Annotated in this window: 17 protein-coding genes; 8 read left to right on the top strand and 9 right to left on the bottom strand. The window is 58.3% G+C overall.

Features of this window, described 5'->3' with window-relative positions:
• The first annotated feature begins 389 nt into the window (after positions 1-389).
• From WLQ66_RS14925 to dnaQ, 4 genes are read left to right on the top strand one after another with little or no spacing between them, the layout of a single operon-like run.
• Positions 390-989 carry a Maf family protein gene (locus WLQ66_RS14925; protein WP_340547115.1) on the top strand — a complete coding sequence of 200 codons (600 nt, stop codon included), beginning with the start codon at positions 390-392 and terminating at the stop codon, positions 987-989.
• The gene (locus WLQ66_RS14920) at positions 986-1819 is read left to right on the top strand and encodes a shikimate dehydrogenase (protein ID WP_340547114.1); all 834 of its coding nucleotides are present in this window, start codon (positions 986-988) and stop codon (positions 1817-1819) included. Before WLQ66_RS14925 ends, WLQ66_RS14920 begins: the two co-directional genes overlap by 4 nt.
• Positions 1816-2409, top strand: coding sequence for a dephospho-CoA kinase (gene coaE / locus WLQ66_RS14915; protein ID WP_340547113.1), 594 nt, complete (start codon positions 1816-1818; stop codon positions 2407-2409). The genes WLQ66_RS14920 and coaE overlap by 4 nt, the downstream gene beginning before the upstream one ends.
• Positions 2402-3139 (top strand): DNA polymerase III subunit epsilon, encoded by a 738-nt coding sequence (dnaQ, locus tag WLQ66_RS14910; RefSeq protein WP_340547112.1) that lies wholly within the window; start codon positions 2402-2404, stop codon positions 3137-3139. The genes coaE and dnaQ overlap by 8 nt, the downstream gene beginning before the upstream one ends.
• A 92-nt stretch (positions 3140-3231) precedes the next feature.
• On the opposite strand, the gene secB is transcribed toward dnaQ, so the two are convergent.
• Together secB and WLQ66_RS14900 are read right to left on the bottom strand one after the other, a co-directional pair.
• Entirely contained in the window at positions 3232-3726 is a 495-nt protein-coding gene (gene secB, locus WLQ66_RS14905) for a protein-export chaperone SecB (RefSeq protein ID WP_340547111.1), read from the bottom strand.
• A gap of 78 nt (positions 3727-3804) precedes the next feature.
• The gene (locus WLQ66_RS14900) at positions 3805-4311 is read right to left on the bottom strand and encodes an FxsA family protein (protein ID WP_340547110.1); all 507 of its coding nucleotides are present in this window, start codon (positions 4309-4311) and stop codon (positions 3805-3807) included.
• 115 nt (positions 4312-4426) lie between these two features.
• Here WLQ66_RS14900 and WLQ66_RS14895 point away from each other — a divergent pair, with 115 nt between their 5' ends.
• From WLQ66_RS14895 to WLQ66_RS14885, 3 genes are read left to right on the top strand one after another with little or no spacing between them, the layout of a single operon-like run.
• A complete protein-coding gene (locus WLQ66_RS14895; RefSeq protein WP_340547109.1) occupies positions 4427-5083 on the top strand; it encodes a Tim44/TimA family putative adaptor protein in 657 nt (218 codons plus the stop codon).
• Positions 5080-6135, top strand: coding sequence for a murein transglycosylase A (gene mltA / locus WLQ66_RS14890; protein WP_340547108.1), 1056 nt, complete (start codon positions 5080-5082; stop codon positions 6133-6135). The genes WLQ66_RS14895 and mltA overlap by 4 nt, the downstream gene beginning before the upstream one ends.
• On the top strand, positions 6135-6737 hold the full coding sequence (locus WLQ66_RS14885; protein WP_340547107.1) for a Smr/MutS family protein: 603 nt from the start codon (positions 6135-6137) through the stop codon (positions 6735-6737). The genes mltA and WLQ66_RS14885 overlap by 1 nt, the downstream gene beginning before the upstream one ends.
• A 13-nt stretch (positions 6738-6750) precedes the next feature.
• On the opposite strand, the gene WLQ66_RS14880 is transcribed toward WLQ66_RS14885, so the two are convergent.
• The 4 genes from WLQ66_RS14880 to hslV all read right to left on the bottom strand — a co-directional run bounded on the left by WLQ66_RS14880 (position 6751) and on the right by hslV (position 10940).
• A complete protein-coding gene (locus WLQ66_RS14880; RefSeq protein ID WP_340547106.1) occupies positions 6751-7896 on the bottom strand; it encodes an alpha/beta hydrolase in 1146 nt (381 codons plus the stop codon).
• Positions 7897-7981: 85 nt separating this feature from the next.
• The gene (gene hslU, locus WLQ66_RS14875; protein ID WP_340547105.1) at positions 7982-9292 is read right to left on the bottom strand and encodes an ATP-dependent protease ATPase subunit HslU; all 1311 of its coding nucleotides are present in this window, start codon (positions 9290-9292) and stop codon (positions 7982-7984) included.
• 12 nt (positions 9293-9304) lie between these two features.
• The gene (locus WLQ66_RS14870; protein ID WP_340547104.1) at positions 9305-10375 is read right to left on the bottom strand and encodes a hypothetical protein; all 1071 of its coding nucleotides are present in this window, start codon (positions 10373-10375) and stop codon (positions 9305-9307) included.
• A gap of 1 nt (position 10376) precedes the next feature.
• The gene (gene hslV / locus WLQ66_RS14865; RefSeq protein ID WP_340547103.1) at positions 10377-10940 is read right to left on the bottom strand and encodes an ATP-dependent protease subunit HslV; all 564 of its coding nucleotides are present in this window, start codon (positions 10938-10940) and stop codon (positions 10377-10379) included.
• Positions 10941-11356: 416 nt separating this feature from the next.
• On the opposite strand from hslV, the gene WLQ66_RS14860 reads away from it, so the two are divergent.
• Positions 11357-11551 carry a DUF1127 domain-containing protein gene (locus WLQ66_RS14860; RefSeq protein ID WP_340547102.1) on the top strand — a complete coding sequence of 65 codons (195 nt, stop codon included), beginning with the start codon at positions 11357-11359 and terminating at the stop codon, positions 11549-11551.
• A gap of 81 nt (positions 11552-11632) precedes the next feature.
• On the opposite strand, the gene WLQ66_RS14855 is transcribed toward WLQ66_RS14860, so the two are convergent.
• From WLQ66_RS14855 to trxA, 3 genes are all read right to left on the bottom strand, one after another.
• Positions 11633-11998, bottom strand: coding sequence for a Lin0512 family protein (locus tag WLQ66_RS14855; RefSeq protein ID WP_340547101.1), 366 nt, complete (start codon positions 11996-11998; stop codon positions 11633-11635).
• Positions 11995-12342, bottom strand: a complete 348-nt coding sequence (locus WLQ66_RS14850; RefSeq protein ID WP_340547100.1) for a Lin0512 family protein — start codon at positions 12340-12342, stop codon at positions 11995-11997. The genes WLQ66_RS14855 and WLQ66_RS14850 overlap by 4 nt, the downstream gene beginning before the upstream one ends.
• An 89-nt stretch (positions 12343-12431) precedes the next feature.
• Positions 12432-12752, bottom strand: coding sequence for a thioredoxin (gene trxA, locus WLQ66_RS14845; protein WP_340547099.1), 321 nt, complete (start codon positions 12750-12752; stop codon positions 12432-12434).
• Positions 12753-12805: the final 53 nt, after the last annotated feature.

The raw sequence follows: 12805 nt of genomic DNA, 5'->3' as shown, positions 1-12805 counted from the left end.
CCCTCTCTCCCCTTAAAATATAAGTATTTTAAAAGGATGATGTTTTAGTAGTGCACCTGAAATACGGTGGATAACTGACTCATCCACTGGCTTATCCCTGCTCTGGATAACTTACCAGCTTTACCCCCAGCGACATGATGACTCTTGCCGGCAGGCCATAAAAACACCAGGAATACTGTGCCGGTAAGCTAAGTTTGAAGTGGGGATAAGCTTGGGGTGAAATCGGAGCAACTGAGATATCCACGATTTGGAAGTTATCCCTATCCTCTCAGGGCGAATCTGCCGGCAAGCAAATGGGGATTTTGAGGTTCTCCACGGCTTGCGAAATGGCCGAAATTTCATACAAACCGTCCAAGGCCCATCACACTCTTGCCCACGGGGTTTTCCACATGTCTACCCACATCGTTCTGGCCTCTGGGTCACAAATTCGCGCCCAGCTCCTGCGACAGGCCGGCGTTCCTTTCGAGGTTGCCGCCGCCCGCATCGACGAGGAGGCCATCAAATCCGCGCTCCTGGCCGAGGAGGCCAAGCCGCGGGACATCGCCGATACGCTGGCAGAAGCGAAGGCGCGCAAAGTCAGTGCCAAGTATCCCGGGGCCCTTGTATTGGGCTGTGATCAGGTGCTCGAGTTTGATGGAAAATTGTTATCAAAACCAAAAGATTCGGATGAAGCTTTTGCGCAGCTGAAAATAATGCGGGGTCAGCGACATATGTTACTGTCCGCTGCGGTCATCTACCGCGATGGTCAACCGATGTGGCGGCATGTTGGGCAGGTGCGATTGCGGATGCGGTCCAGCTCGGATGCCTATCTTCGCGGTTATGTGGCGCGTAACTGGGACAGTATCCGCCATGCTGTTGGCGGATATAAACTTGAGGAAGAAGGGGTGCGGTTGTTCAGCACGATCGAAGGGGACTACTTCAATGTTCTTGGGTTACCCCTCCTCGAGCTGCTCAACTATTTGGCCCTGCAGGGAGTGATAGAACAATGAGCGACGCACGCATCCCTCTGGCTGGTGTGATTGGCAATCCAGTGGCGCATTCGCGGTCGCCACTGGTCCATGGCCATTGGCTTAGAACGCATGGCATTGCCGGTCACTATGTTCCGCTGCATGTTGAAGCCGATCAGCTGGAAACTGTTGTGCGCAGCCTGCCGATGATGGGATTTGTTGGGGCCAACGTCACAATTCCTCATAAAGAGAAAATCATGGATATCGCCGATCAGGTGACGGATCGTGCGACATTGATCGGCGCGGCCAATACGTTGATCTTCCGACCCGATGGGTCAATCCTGGCAGATAATACAGACGGATACGGCTTCATTACCAATCTGCATCAATCCGCTCCTGACTGGGATCCAGCATCAGGTCCGGCGGTCGTCTTTGGCGCTGGCGGCGCCAGCCGTGCCGTGATTGCCTCCCTGTTGGAAGCTGGCGTCCCCGAGATCCTGCTCAGCAATCGAACGCGGGAGCGGGCAGACCAGTTTCGCAGTGAGTTCGGATCGCGGATCCAGGTGGTGGATTGGGTGCAGGTTGGCAACGTCGTCGAACAGGCCGCGCTGCTCGTGAATACGACCTCACTGGGAATGATTGGAAAGCCGCGCCTGCGGGTGCCGCTGGATGGCCTGCGCCCCGGCACGGTTGTGACCGATCTGGTCTATACTCCGCTGAAGACGGAAATGCTGCAATGGGCTGAGGATATCGGCTGTACCACGGTAGATGGTTTGGGGATGCTGTTGCATCAGGCTGTACCAGGGTTCGAACGGTGGTTTGGCAAACGACCGGAGGTCGATGAAGCCACACGTGAGGCCGCGTTGGCATGAGCTTTGCACTGGGGCTAACCGGATCCATCGGAATGGGAAAGAGCGCAACCGCGCAGACCTTTGCCGATGAAGGATGTGCGGTCTGGGATGCCGACGCAGCCGTTCATCGCCTATACGATGCAGATGGAGCTGCTGTTGCGCCGATTGGCGCGCTGTTCCCGACGGCCATCGCCGGCGGACGGGTCGACCGGGCACGTCTGCGTGAGATCATCGCCGGCGATGCAAGCGCCCTGCCCCGCATCGAAGCAATCGTGCATCCGCTTGTCGCCGCTGACCGCGAGGCTTTCAGAGCATCGTCGTCGCATGATGTTCTGGTCTTCGATATTCCCCTGCTGTTTGAAACCGGGGGTGACGCAGGTATGGATGCGGTGGCCTGCGTGTGGATCGACGCTGAGACGCAGCGCAGCCGGGTCATGGAGCGCGGCACAATGTCGGTTGAGCAATTTGAACAGATCCTTCAGAAACAAATGCCGATAGAGGAAAAGAAAGCGCGGTCGGATTTTCTGATCCAGACCGATACGCCCGACCATGCGCGCGATCAGGTGCGCGCCATCCTCGCCCAGATCAGAAAGCAGGTTGCAGATGCGTGAAATCGTCCTTGATACCGAGACAACAGGATTTGATCCGTTTTCTGGCGACCGCATCGTCGAGATCGGTGCGGTTGAGTTGCTCAATCACATGCCAACGGGCGAAACCTTTCATGTCTATATCAACCCCGAACGTTCCATGCCGCAGGACGCGTTCAAGGTGCACGGCATCGGGCCGGATCTTCTTGAACCGCCACAACAACCCGGCCCCGGTGCGGTGACATTGCGCGACAAACCGGTATTTTCGAAAGTCGGGCAGAAATTTCTGGATTTCGTGCGGGATTCCAAGATGGTCATCCACAACGCCGCATTCGACATGAAATTCCTGAACGCAGAGCTGGACTGGATGGGCCTGCCAAAACTGCCGATGGATCAGGCAATCGACACGCTTGCCATAGCGCGCAAGCGCTTTCCCGGGTCGCCGGCGACACTGGATGCGCTCTGCCGTCGGTTCAATATCGACAACAGCAATCGTACGTTGCATGGCGCGCTGCTCGACTCCGAGATTCTGGCAGATGTCTATCTTGAACTGATTGGTGGTCGGCAGCCCGATTTCGGCCTTTCAGCATCAAGCGATAAGGCGCGTAGCGGGACTGTGATAACAGAGGACTGGCGCCCTACGGCAAGGCCGACACCCCTGCCCGCACGACTTACCGCAGAAGAACAGGAGGCGCATGACGCGTTTGTTGCGAAGATGGGTGACGGAGCACTGTGGAACAGCTCCGGCAGCTGACCCCCCGCGCCCGCGCGACTGCCAGCCAAAAAACGCCGCGGTTTCCCAGCGGCGTTTTTTGTCAGCGGGCCAAGGGCGCCGCTGTATAATGCTTACTGCGGTTTGTCGGCGGCAGCTGCGTCGGCCTGACGACGTGCCAACTCGTTGCGATAGATCGCGACGAAGTCGATATTGTCGAGGTTCAGCGGCGGGAAACCACCGTCGCGGGTCACGTCAGAGACGATGCGGCGCAGAAACGGGAACAACATGCGGGGGCATTCGATCAGCAGGAACGGATGCAGCTGGTCTTCCGGCACGCCGACAATGTTGAAGATGCCGACATATTCCAGTTCCAGAACGAACAGGACAGCATTGCCCTCCTTGTCCTTGGATTCGATGTTCAGCTTGGTCATGACTTCATACTGATTTTCGGCCTGACGCTTCTTTGCATCAAGCGCAACCTGTACGCTCACATCGGGCTTAGCGTCGGCGCCGACGCCTTTTTGCGCCATGACGTTTTCAAACGACATATCGCGGATGAATTGACCCAGGATATTCATCTGGACTTGCGGCTGCTGCACGCCTTCTGTTGCGCCGTTTTCGGCCATGAAGCTACTCCTAAACTATGTTTCGCCTGTGCTTAGCAGCTTGGCGCACGTATCTCAACGGGGTGTCACGCGAGCCGCTTACCTCTTGTCATCGACCCAACCGGATGGGCCATTGCGCGGTCTATCCCGAGTGACGTCCTCGTAGTCGCCGTCAATGATATCGCCGGGCCTACCGGAGGGGTGGCTACCAGGGTAATTGCGCCCCTGCATGCTCCCAGGACCCATTTGGAACCGTGCAACCGTCACTTTTGAACGCAGGTACCGGTAGACGGCCATACGGATCTGCGGGACAAGCAATGCAAAGCCGACTGCATCAGTGAAAAATCCAGGTGTCAGCAACAGCGCGCCGGCAACGAGGATCATCGCACCATGCGCGAGAGGTTCCGTGGGGTCATTCAACCGTTCAAAAGACGTGCGCAATTGGCCCAATGCCAGCCTACCCTGCGTTCGCACCAGCCAGGTTCCCAAAACCGCTGTCAGGACCACAATGGCCAGCGTGGGCCACAGGCCAATCGCGCCACCGACCTGAATAAAAAGTGCGATTTCGATGATCGGAACCATCAGGAAGGCCAGAAAAAGATACATGCGGGGTTTCCTCAGAACTTGCGCGGGACGGTGGACTTGCGCCGACCCGTCACCTACATAAGGTTGGAACGCTTTAGTTTCAAACGAAGCATGAACATCTACCGTAGAGGTTGTTATGGAGTCGCCCGTGATTCAGCTGTTGGTTTTGGCCGGTATTGCCGTGTTTTTGATCCTGCGCCTGAAGAGCGTTCTTGGCACCCGTGAAGGGTTCGAAAAGCCGGCCCTGCCTCAATCAGATCGCCAGAGCCGCCGTCCCGAGCTCGAGGTAATCGAAGGTGGGCCGGACCATGACATCATTGACTATGTCCCTGAGGATAGTTCGCAGGCCAAAGACCTTGCCGCAATGAAGAAAGCTGAACCGTCCTTTGAGGTACGGGATTTTGTGCAGGGCGCTCGCGGAGCCTACGAGATGATCCTGATGGCGTTTGAACGAGGGGATCTGGACGAAATCGAACCGTTCCTCGCGCCCGCTGTCTTTGAGAGCTTTGTCACCGCTGTTTCGCACCGCGAAGATCAGGGGCTGACCATCGAGGCGGAATTTGTCGGCGTGCGTGAAACGACCTTGACCGATACCAGCTTTGATCCGGCTACAGGCAATGCAGAAATCACCATGAGGTTTGTCGCGGAACTGACCTCCGTCGTGCGGGACCGTGGCGGTGATATCGTCGAGGGCGATCCCAAGGCCCTGAAACGCCAGAAGGACACCTGGGTCTTTGGCCGCACCATGGGCAGTGCGGATCCGAACTGGCATCTGGTCGCCACGGACGCATGATGCACGGGCTCCGGCGGGCACTCTGTGCGCTGGCCCTTGGGGCTGGCGCATATTTGTTCCCGCAGGGCGGGCAGGCAGAAACGACCTATACAATGTTATCCTTTGCTCAGTTAGAAGGCTGGGCGAAGGACGATCATGAGGAGGCGCTCGGCGCCTTCCTGCAGACCTGCCGGGATCTGGACGATCCGGATTGGCGCGCGCTTTGTGCGCTTGCGCGTGAACAGGATCCGCAATCTGCGCGCGGGTTCTTTCAGCTGCTTTTTCGCCCTGTCCTGATCGAGGATGGCACGCCGGCGTTGTTTACCGGTTACTTCGAACCTGAGCTGTCAGGCGCGCGCAGGCCCAGCTCCCGGTATCGGTATCCGGTCTACCGGCAGCCGCCGGAGGCGCGCAACTCCAGCCAATGGCTGACACGGCGCGAACTTCTGACAAGCGGCATCATGGAAGGGCGCGGGCTGGAGATCGCCTGGGTCGATGATCCGGTCGAGCTGTTTTTTCTTCAAATCCAAGGATCCGGCCGAATTCGCCTGTCGGATGGCTCCTCGATCCGGGTTGGCTATGGCGGCGCCAATGGTCATGAATATCGATCCATTGGCACCGAATTGGTTCGCCGTGGGATTTATAATATCCATCAGGTCAGCGCTGCGGTGATCAAACGCTGGGTGCGGCGCAATCCGCTCGCCGGCGAGGATTTGCTGATGCACAACCCCTCCTATGTGTTCTTCCGTGAGGTGAGCCGTATTCCAGCCTCTGCCGGCCCGCTGGGCGCGATGAACCGGTCGGTGACCACATTGCGCAGCCTGGCTGTTGATCCGAAATATACGCCACTGGGTGCACCGGTCTGGCTGGAAAAGGATGGTGCTAAACCTATGCGGCGCTTGATGATTGCGCAGGACACCGGCTCCGCCATAAAGGGCGCGCAGCGGGCCGATGTGTTCTTTGGCAGCGGGGATGAGGCGGGGATCGAAGCTGGCAAGCTACGCGATCCCGGTCGCATGGTGGTGCTGCTTCCGATCCAGCGAGCCTATGCGCTATTGCCGGGGGATTTCTGATGAGCCGCCGCAAACTGACCTCCGAAGAAATAGACCTCTGGCACCGGGTGGCGCGTCAGGCCGAGCGGCTGCACCCTAAAACACGTACTGCGCCAGCCACCGCTCCCCTGCCCAAGCCCAGGCCGAGCAAATCGCCTCTGCCACCGCAGGAGAGGTTCACGCCAGAGCTGTTTGAACTGGGTTCCAAAGCCACATCCCAGCCGACCAGACATGATCTGAAGCCCAGTGTGACAAGGGGGCTGATTTCTGCGCCGATGCAGATGGATGGCAAAGCCTACCGCAAGATGAAACGTGGCAAGCTGAAACCGGAGGGGAAGCTGGACTTGCATGGAATGCGGGTCGATGCAGCCCACCCTGCGCTGGTTCGGTTTGTCCTGTCAGCCCATTCTGCGGGCAAGCGGCTGGTTCTGGTGATCACCGGAAAAGGCAAAGATCGAGATGAACCCGGACCGATGCCTGTTCCGCGTGGCGTCCTGCGTCATCAGGTACCGCAGTGGCTGTCACTGCCGCCACTGTCGCAGGTCGTACTTCAGGTGACCCCGGCCCATGTCAGCCATGGTGGTGGCGGTGCCTATTACATCTATCTTCGGCGACATCGCTGATTGGTGGACTGCCTCAGCGATCTTCACCGCGATACACATTGGCCTGATAGTTTTCCGAAAGCGTGATTTCGACCGCGTTGTCTTCCTTTTCGACAACCAAACGACCGGGGAACAGCCGCTGAATCGACACGGCGTCACGGTCAAAGGCTGCTGCGGTCTGGCGGGCTGAATTCAAGATCGACAGCACTGCCGGCGAGGTCGCGGCTACGAAATGCCCGGATTCCGCCGTATCGGCATAGGCGGTGGTGTCGACCACTTCGATCGGCAACTCAGAGACATCGTCCAGTGATTTCAGATTGCCAAGCCGACCGCGGTTATGTGTTCCGCGCAGTCGCTGCGACAGGTTCAATACGTTATCCTTGCGCGAAACCATGACGACGAAGGGCTGTGGAACCGGGTCAATGCGGCGCATCTGACTGCGGAAAACCTCAACGTCAAGATCCGGGGACATCAGGATCACCGCGCCGAGGTTCTTGCTGCTCCAGCCTGGTGTTTTGATTTCCATCTGGCGCATGGTTTCCATCACCAGCTGCGATCCCATGGAATGGGCGACCAGAACGACGCGGTTTGACGCACCGGGCTTCAGATTGCGCAGGAGCTGCTCCAACCCGTCACGTGCAAACAACACGCTATCGCCATCATAGGCGTAACCCAGCGGGTTTCCTTGGCTGGGCCAGGAATAGATGATCGTGGCGCCGGGGATATTGATATCGTTGCTCAGCTGGGCAGCCCGGAACGCCGTTTCAGCCTGGGTGGAGTTGAACCCATGCACAAATACGGTGATATCACGCTCCCCAACCGGGTAGTTATCCAGTTCCCGCGCGACGCGATTGTTCAGTTCCGCCATATCGGCAACCTCTTCCCGGCCCGCCATGGTGAATTGCGTTTCGGGATCGGGTTCAGCATAGGCAAAATCCAGCTGTCCCGGTGAATGGTTCGGCGGGATTGAGACCGTCAGTTCCAGTAGGCGCAGCGTATCGGATCGCTCCGCGCCATAGGTTCCATTTGGAAGGGGCCGACGTGTCGTTGCGCCAAAAATGGTCTTGGCTTTGCCGATTTCCAAGGCTTCCGGCACAGTTGGGGTAAAGGATCTGTCGGTGCAGCCTGCTGCCACGATCAGAACCATGCTGATGCTGAACAGGACTCGTGAAAAATTCATGCGAGGGGCCATCTATTAACAATAGCGGCAGGCTACTGGCGGCCTGCCGCTATGTCCACAGATCGGGCAGATGCCCTGACGACCGTTAAAGCACATAGCGGCTGACATCAGCCGATTTGGTCAATTCACCGAGGTTCTTGCGGACAAAAGCAGCATCTACAACGACCGTTTCACCCGACCGATCCGGCGCGCTGAAAGACAGCTCCTCAAAGACACGTTCGATCACGGTATAGAGTCGCCGCGCCCCGATGTTCTCGACCGTCTGATTCACCTCGGCCGCGATCTTGGCGAGTGATGCGATGCCATCGTCGGTGAAGCTCACCTTGACATCCTCTGTCCCCAGAAGCGCCGTATATTGCAGAGTGAGCGCATTGTCGGTTTCGGTCAGAATGCGGACGAAGTCTTTCTCGCTCAGGGCACGAAGGTTCACGCGGATTGGCAGTCGCCCCTGCAATTCTGGCAGCAGGTCGGAGGGTTTCGCGATGTGAAACGCACCGGAGGCAATGAACAGGATATGGTCGGTCTTCACCGGGCCATGTTTGGTCGAAACGGTCGTTCCTTCGATCAGCGGTAGCAGGTCACGTTGCACACCTTCTCGGCTGACATCGCCGCCCCTCGCATCCTGACGTGCGCAGACCTTGTCGATCTCATCCAGGAAGACGATCCCGTTTTGTTCAACGGACTCCAACGCCGCCTTGGTGAGGGTTTCGTCGTCAAGCAGCTTGTCCGCTTCCTCACCAATCAGGATGTCGTAGCTGTCTGCGACGGTCATTTTCTTGCGGGTCGTCCGACCACCCATGGCTTTGCCGAACAGATCGCCAAGGTTCATCATCCCCATGTTGCCACCGGGCTGACCGGGGATTTCGAACATGGAACCCATCGGGTTCGAGCTGTCAGCGACATCCAGTTCGATGACAGTATCGTCCAGCTCGCCGGCTTTAAGCTTTTTACGGAACATCTCGCGGGTGGCGTCGCGGGCATCCTCGCCGGCGATGGCCTGGATGACTCGCTCCTCCGCCGCTTGGCGGGCCTTGGCCTTGACGTCCTCACGCATGTGTTCGCGGGTCTGAACAATGGCGATATCCACCAGATCACGGATGATCTGCTCTACGTCGCGGCCGACGTAACCGACCTCGGTGAACTTTGTCGCCTCGACCTTGATAAACGGCGCGCGGGCCAGTTTGGCCAGACGACGGGAAATCTCCGTTTTGCCGACGCCGGTGGGCCCGATCATCAGGATGTTCTTGGGATAGACTTCATCCCGAAGATCATCGCCCAGCTGCTTGCGACGCCAGCGATTGCGCAGCGCGACGGCAACGGCACGCTTTGCATCGGTCTGGCCGATGATAAAGCGATCAAGTTCGGAAACGATTTCGCGAGGGGTGAGATCAGTCATGAGGGGTCCGTTTCAGTGGGCGGGCGGCAGCCGGTCAAGCGGCAGCACCCGTGAGAGGGGGGAAATCAGCAGGGCCCGGATCCGCGCCCAGAACGCGCCGAGGATCACCAGGAACAGGCCCAGCACGAGAATGGTGGTCGCAGCGCCATCGCCGTCAAACACTGTCGCCGCGAGGGTGACGCTATAGCCGATGGCCGCAATCAGAAATGAGCGCCGGTCAATGATGATCGCGACCACGGCAAATGCAAACAGCACTGCCATCAGCGCCAGATTGGCCTCGGAGGTGCCGCTGTTAAGCAGGCTGAGCGCGATCGTATTAACCAGCGCCGGCGCCGCAACAACATGCAGCCAGAAGCCCTGCGCAGAGCGTCGTGTGACCCGATGCGGGTCGCTCAGGTCAAACATCATCGCGACGGCAAACACAGCGAGACCAACCAGCAATGTCACCCAGGCAAACGGGCCCGACGCAGAAAGCAGGAAGAGATCGCCAATGCCCGTCAGGCTGCCCGACTGATTTGCGGCCAGCATTAGGGCCAGCGCAAAGACACCAAGAGCGATCAGAGCCATGGCAAAAGGGACCCGAAAGCGCAGCCAGTAGACCGCGATGGCAACCGTTGTCAGCCCGAGGGGCAAGGGCAGGCTGCCATAGTCACCTTGCATGACCATGAACACCTGCGAAAATTCAGCCGTAAGTCCGACGCCTGCATTCAGCGTCCAGAGGATCGACAGTGCAATCGCCGGCGCCACCATGCGACGACGACGGATGAAATATTCGCTCAGCAGCCAAAGCACGACCGCGCCGATGATGGAGGACATGGTGGCTTTCTCAACCAGCCCGCCCAACCCTTCGGCCATGGAGATACCGGTAACAGCGGCCCAGCCCGTCGACAGAATGATCAAACCGATCACGATGAAGATCTCATTGAACCCTTTGAACAGCTCAAACGGCTCATCGCCCGGTGCCAGATTTTCACGCGCACCGCGTCTGCTGTGGGCCAGCGCCATAAGCGAGGCGGCCTGCGCCTCGCTGAGAAGGCCGGCACCAACCGCAGCCCGAATGTCGTTTTGATCGATATGGCTCATATCAGTCCTTCTGGCTGATCCGTTCGACTGTCAGACGTCCATTGGTGTAAACGCAGATATCAGCCGCGATGGCCATTGCGTCACGGGCCACGGCTTCGGCGTTGCGGTCACTGTCCATCATGCCGCGGGCAGCGGCCAGCGCGAAATTTCCACCCGATCCGATGGCGGCAACATCATGTTCTGGCTCCAGCACATCCCCGGCGCCGGTGATCACAAACATATCTGCCCCGTCGGTCACGATCAGCATCGCTTCCAATTTCTGGAGATATTTGTCGGTGCGCCAGTCCTTGGCCAATTCCACGCTGGCACGTGCGAGTTGACCGGGGGTGGCCTCAAGCTTGGCTTCAAGCCGCTCAAGCAAGGTGAAGGCATCGGCAGTGGAGCCGGCAAAACCCGCGACGACATCGAAACCTCCGGGCGACAGGCGGCGGACCTTGCGCGCCGTTCCCTTGATCACGGTCTGCCCAAGGGAAACTTGCCCGTCGCCGGCAATGACGACCTCGCCATCCTTCTTCACGCCGATGATTGTCGTACCGTGCCAGCCCGGGAATTGATCGTCTGCCATCGTGTTCTCCTTGTTTCCAGGCCTATATGGGCACTGGTTTTTTGTACCTCAACCGGGTGCTATCCGCTGCGGGTGCCGGGGATCAAGCGAATAGGCGCCCTGGCCGCGCCCTGGCTATGATCTTCTTGCAACGACCGACCGGACGGTTTTCACATGTGGTCATCTGATGATCGTCGCAGAGCCGACAATTTGTGCCCTGATGCGGGTATTTTGTTCAGGTGAAATGGAACAGGTGTTCGTCACGACTGGAACGCGCTGGGAGAGTTGCCTTTATCTGGGCAAAGCGCCCGAAATTCATGCTATGCAAAAACTGCAATTCGGAGCTGTCGAACCGGCAATTGTGTGACTCGGCAGGCCACCCTACATGAGGCTCACAACCGACATGGTGTCGGCTGGTTCTCATAAGGAATGCGCAAATGGCTACCACCGCAAACATCCATGCGCCGCTCGGAGCAGTCACCGTACTCCGCCTGGTGGACGCAGTCTACAACGCCAAGTCTTCGATCGTGGCTTGGAAAGAAGCACGTGACACCCGCAAGGCTCTGTCCGCGCTGACCGATACGCAGCTGGAAGACATCGGTCTGACCCGCGCGGATATCGCAAAGATCTGAGGACGCTCATCCTCAGTCACAAAGATGATTTGGCCGCTCCTTCCAGGGCGGCTTTTTCTTTTGCGTAGGATCACTAGGCCATCAGGAGCGTAGCCGGTAGCGCCCTGCCTGATCCGGGAGCCAAGCCTCAATAGCGGCGGTTGCAATAACATGTTTGCCGCCATCGGCATCATCAACCACATCCAGCCCTCCGTGTACGGCGCGCACTGTCGCACGCCCGCGGGGCAGATCGCCTGCCACCAGATCGCAATCTACCTTATCCGGTTCCTGAACGCCGATGGTAACCTCGACACGCATTTCGGCATGATCAATTCCCAATTTGGCAAATAGCGTGATTGATGAGTGGTGCAGCGCGTCCTGCACGGCGCGCCGGGCGGCTTTGGTGTAGTCCTGCCCGTAGAGATCGTTGCCGGTTCCCATCTCCAGAATAATGCGTTTCTCAGTCATGCAATCGGCTCCATATCAAATGAAACGATGATGGCGGCGTTGGCGATGACGGTCTGGCCGCCGCCCGGCTTGTCAATATCAAGCCCTCCCTCGCTCACGTGGATGTCTGGTGTACCATAAGGAAAGATCTCACAAAGCGCCGCCCGATCTACGGCCTCAGGGTTCTGCACGCCGATTTCAGCGCGGATTCGCATTGCTTCCTTGGGGAAATCGAACAGCTCCGCAACATTGACGGAGTTATGCCAGAGCGCGTCTCTGATTGCTCGTTTGGCGGCCTCGGTATAGTCATTTCGCCGCAGCGACGTGCCCATGCCAAATTCGACCAGTACCCGTGTTTCAGCCATGATGCGGCTCCTGTCCATTGGGTTGAAACCTAACCATAAAAAAGGCGCCCCGATGGGACGCCTCTGATCTCTTCGGCCTACCGGCGGTCTTAGATCGACTCGTCGATCCAGCTCTGCAAAGCAGCCTTGGGGGCCGCACCTGAGCGGTTGGACACGACCTGACCGTCCTTGAAGATGAACAGCGCAGGAATACCGCGCACGCCCATGGCCGCTGCGGAGTTCGGGTTGCTGTCTACATCGACCTTGGCGATCTTCACCTTGTCGCCATACTCAGCGGCCAGCTCTTCCAGAGCGGGGCCGATTTGTTTGCAGGGACCGCACCATTCGGCCCAGAAATCCACCACAACGGGGACTTCGGAATTTTTCACTTCGGCGTCAAAAGTGGCATCGGTTACGGCGACGGTGGACATGGGCATGTCTCCCTAAGAGTGTGGCAGTTCGGCTGTGAACCTATGAACGGCTT

It is taken from the genome of Phaeobacter sp. A36a-5a (genome assembly GCF_037911135.1).
Lineage (GTDB): Bacteria > Pseudomonadota > Alphaproteobacteria > Rhodobacterales > Rhodobacteraceae > Phaeobacter > Phaeobacter bryozoorum.
The sequence above is the reverse complement of the archived record's forward strand: the minus strand, read 5'-3'. Positions and strand labels throughout refer to the sequence as shown.

What these genes read in the sequence shown, in the direction of transcription:
- WLQ66_RS14895 (WP_340547109.1), top strand. Translation starts at nt 4,427, where the DNA reads ATGGAGTCGCCCGTGATTCAGCTGTTGGTTTTGGCCGGTATTGCCGTG.
- WLQ66_RS14860 (WP_340547102.1), top strand. Translation starts at nt 11,357, where the DNA reads ATGGCTACCACCGCAAACATCCATGCGCCGCTCGGAGCAGTCACCGTA.
- WLQ66_RS14855 (WP_340547101.1), bottom strand. Translation starts at nt 11,998, where the DNA reads ATGACTGAGAAACGCATTATTCTGGAGATGGGAACCGGCAACGATCTC.
- hslU (WP_340547105.1), bottom strand. Translation starts at nt 9,292, where the DNA reads ATGACTGATCTCACCCCTCGCGAAATCGTTTCCGAACTTGATCGCTTT.
- WLQ66_RS14870 (WP_340547104.1), bottom strand. Translation starts at nt 10,375, where the DNA reads ATGAGCCATATCGATCAAAACGACATTCGGGCTGCGGTTGGTGCCGGC.
- mltA (WP_340547108.1), top strand. Translation starts at nt 5,080, where the DNA reads ATGATGCACGGGCTCCGGCGGGCACTCTGTGCGCTGGCCCTTGGGGCT.
- WLQ66_RS14900 (WP_340547110.1), bottom strand. Translation starts at nt 4,311, where the DNA reads ATGTATCTTTTTCTGGCCTTCCTGATGGTTCCGATCATCGAAATCGCA.
- WLQ66_RS14925 (WP_340547115.1), top strand. Translation starts at nt 390, where the DNA reads ATGTCTACCCACATCGTTCTGGCCTCTGGGTCACAAATTCGCGCCCAG.
- WLQ66_RS14850 (WP_340547100.1), bottom strand. Translation starts at nt 12,342, where the DNA reads ATGGCTGAAACACGGGTACTGGTCGAATTTGGCATGGGCACGTCGCTG.
- WLQ66_RS14880 (WP_340547106.1), bottom strand. Translation starts at nt 7,896, where the DNA reads ATGAATTTTTCACGAGTCCTGTTCAGCATCAGCATGGTTCTGATCGTG.
- trxA (WP_340547099.1), bottom strand. Translation starts at nt 12,752, where the DNA reads ATGTCCACCGTCGCCGTAACCGATGCCACTTTTGACGCCGAAGTGAAA.
- WLQ66_RS14885 (WP_340547107.1), top strand. Translation starts at nt 6,135, where the DNA reads ATGAGCCGCCGCAAACTGACCTCCGAAGAAATAGACCTCTGGCACCGG.
- WLQ66_RS14920 (WP_340547114.1), top strand. Translation starts at nt 986, where the DNA reads ATGAGCGACGCACGCATCCCTCTGGCTGGTGTGATTGGCAATCCAGTG.
- dnaQ (WP_340547112.1), top strand. Translation starts at nt 2,402, where the DNA reads ATGCGTGAAATCGTCCTTGATACCGAGACAACAGGATTTGATCCGTTT.
- secB (WP_340547111.1), bottom strand. Translation starts at nt 3,726, where the DNA reads ATGGCCGAAAACGGCGCAACAGAAGGCGTGCAGCAGCCGCAAGTCCAG.
- coaE (WP_340547113.1), top strand. Translation starts at nt 1,816, where the DNA reads ATGAGCTTTGCACTGGGGCTAACCGGATCCATCGGAATGGGAAAGAGC.
- hslV (WP_340547103.1), bottom strand. Translation starts at nt 10,940, where the DNA reads ATGGCAGACGATCAATTCCCGGGCTGGCACGGTACGACAATCATCGGC.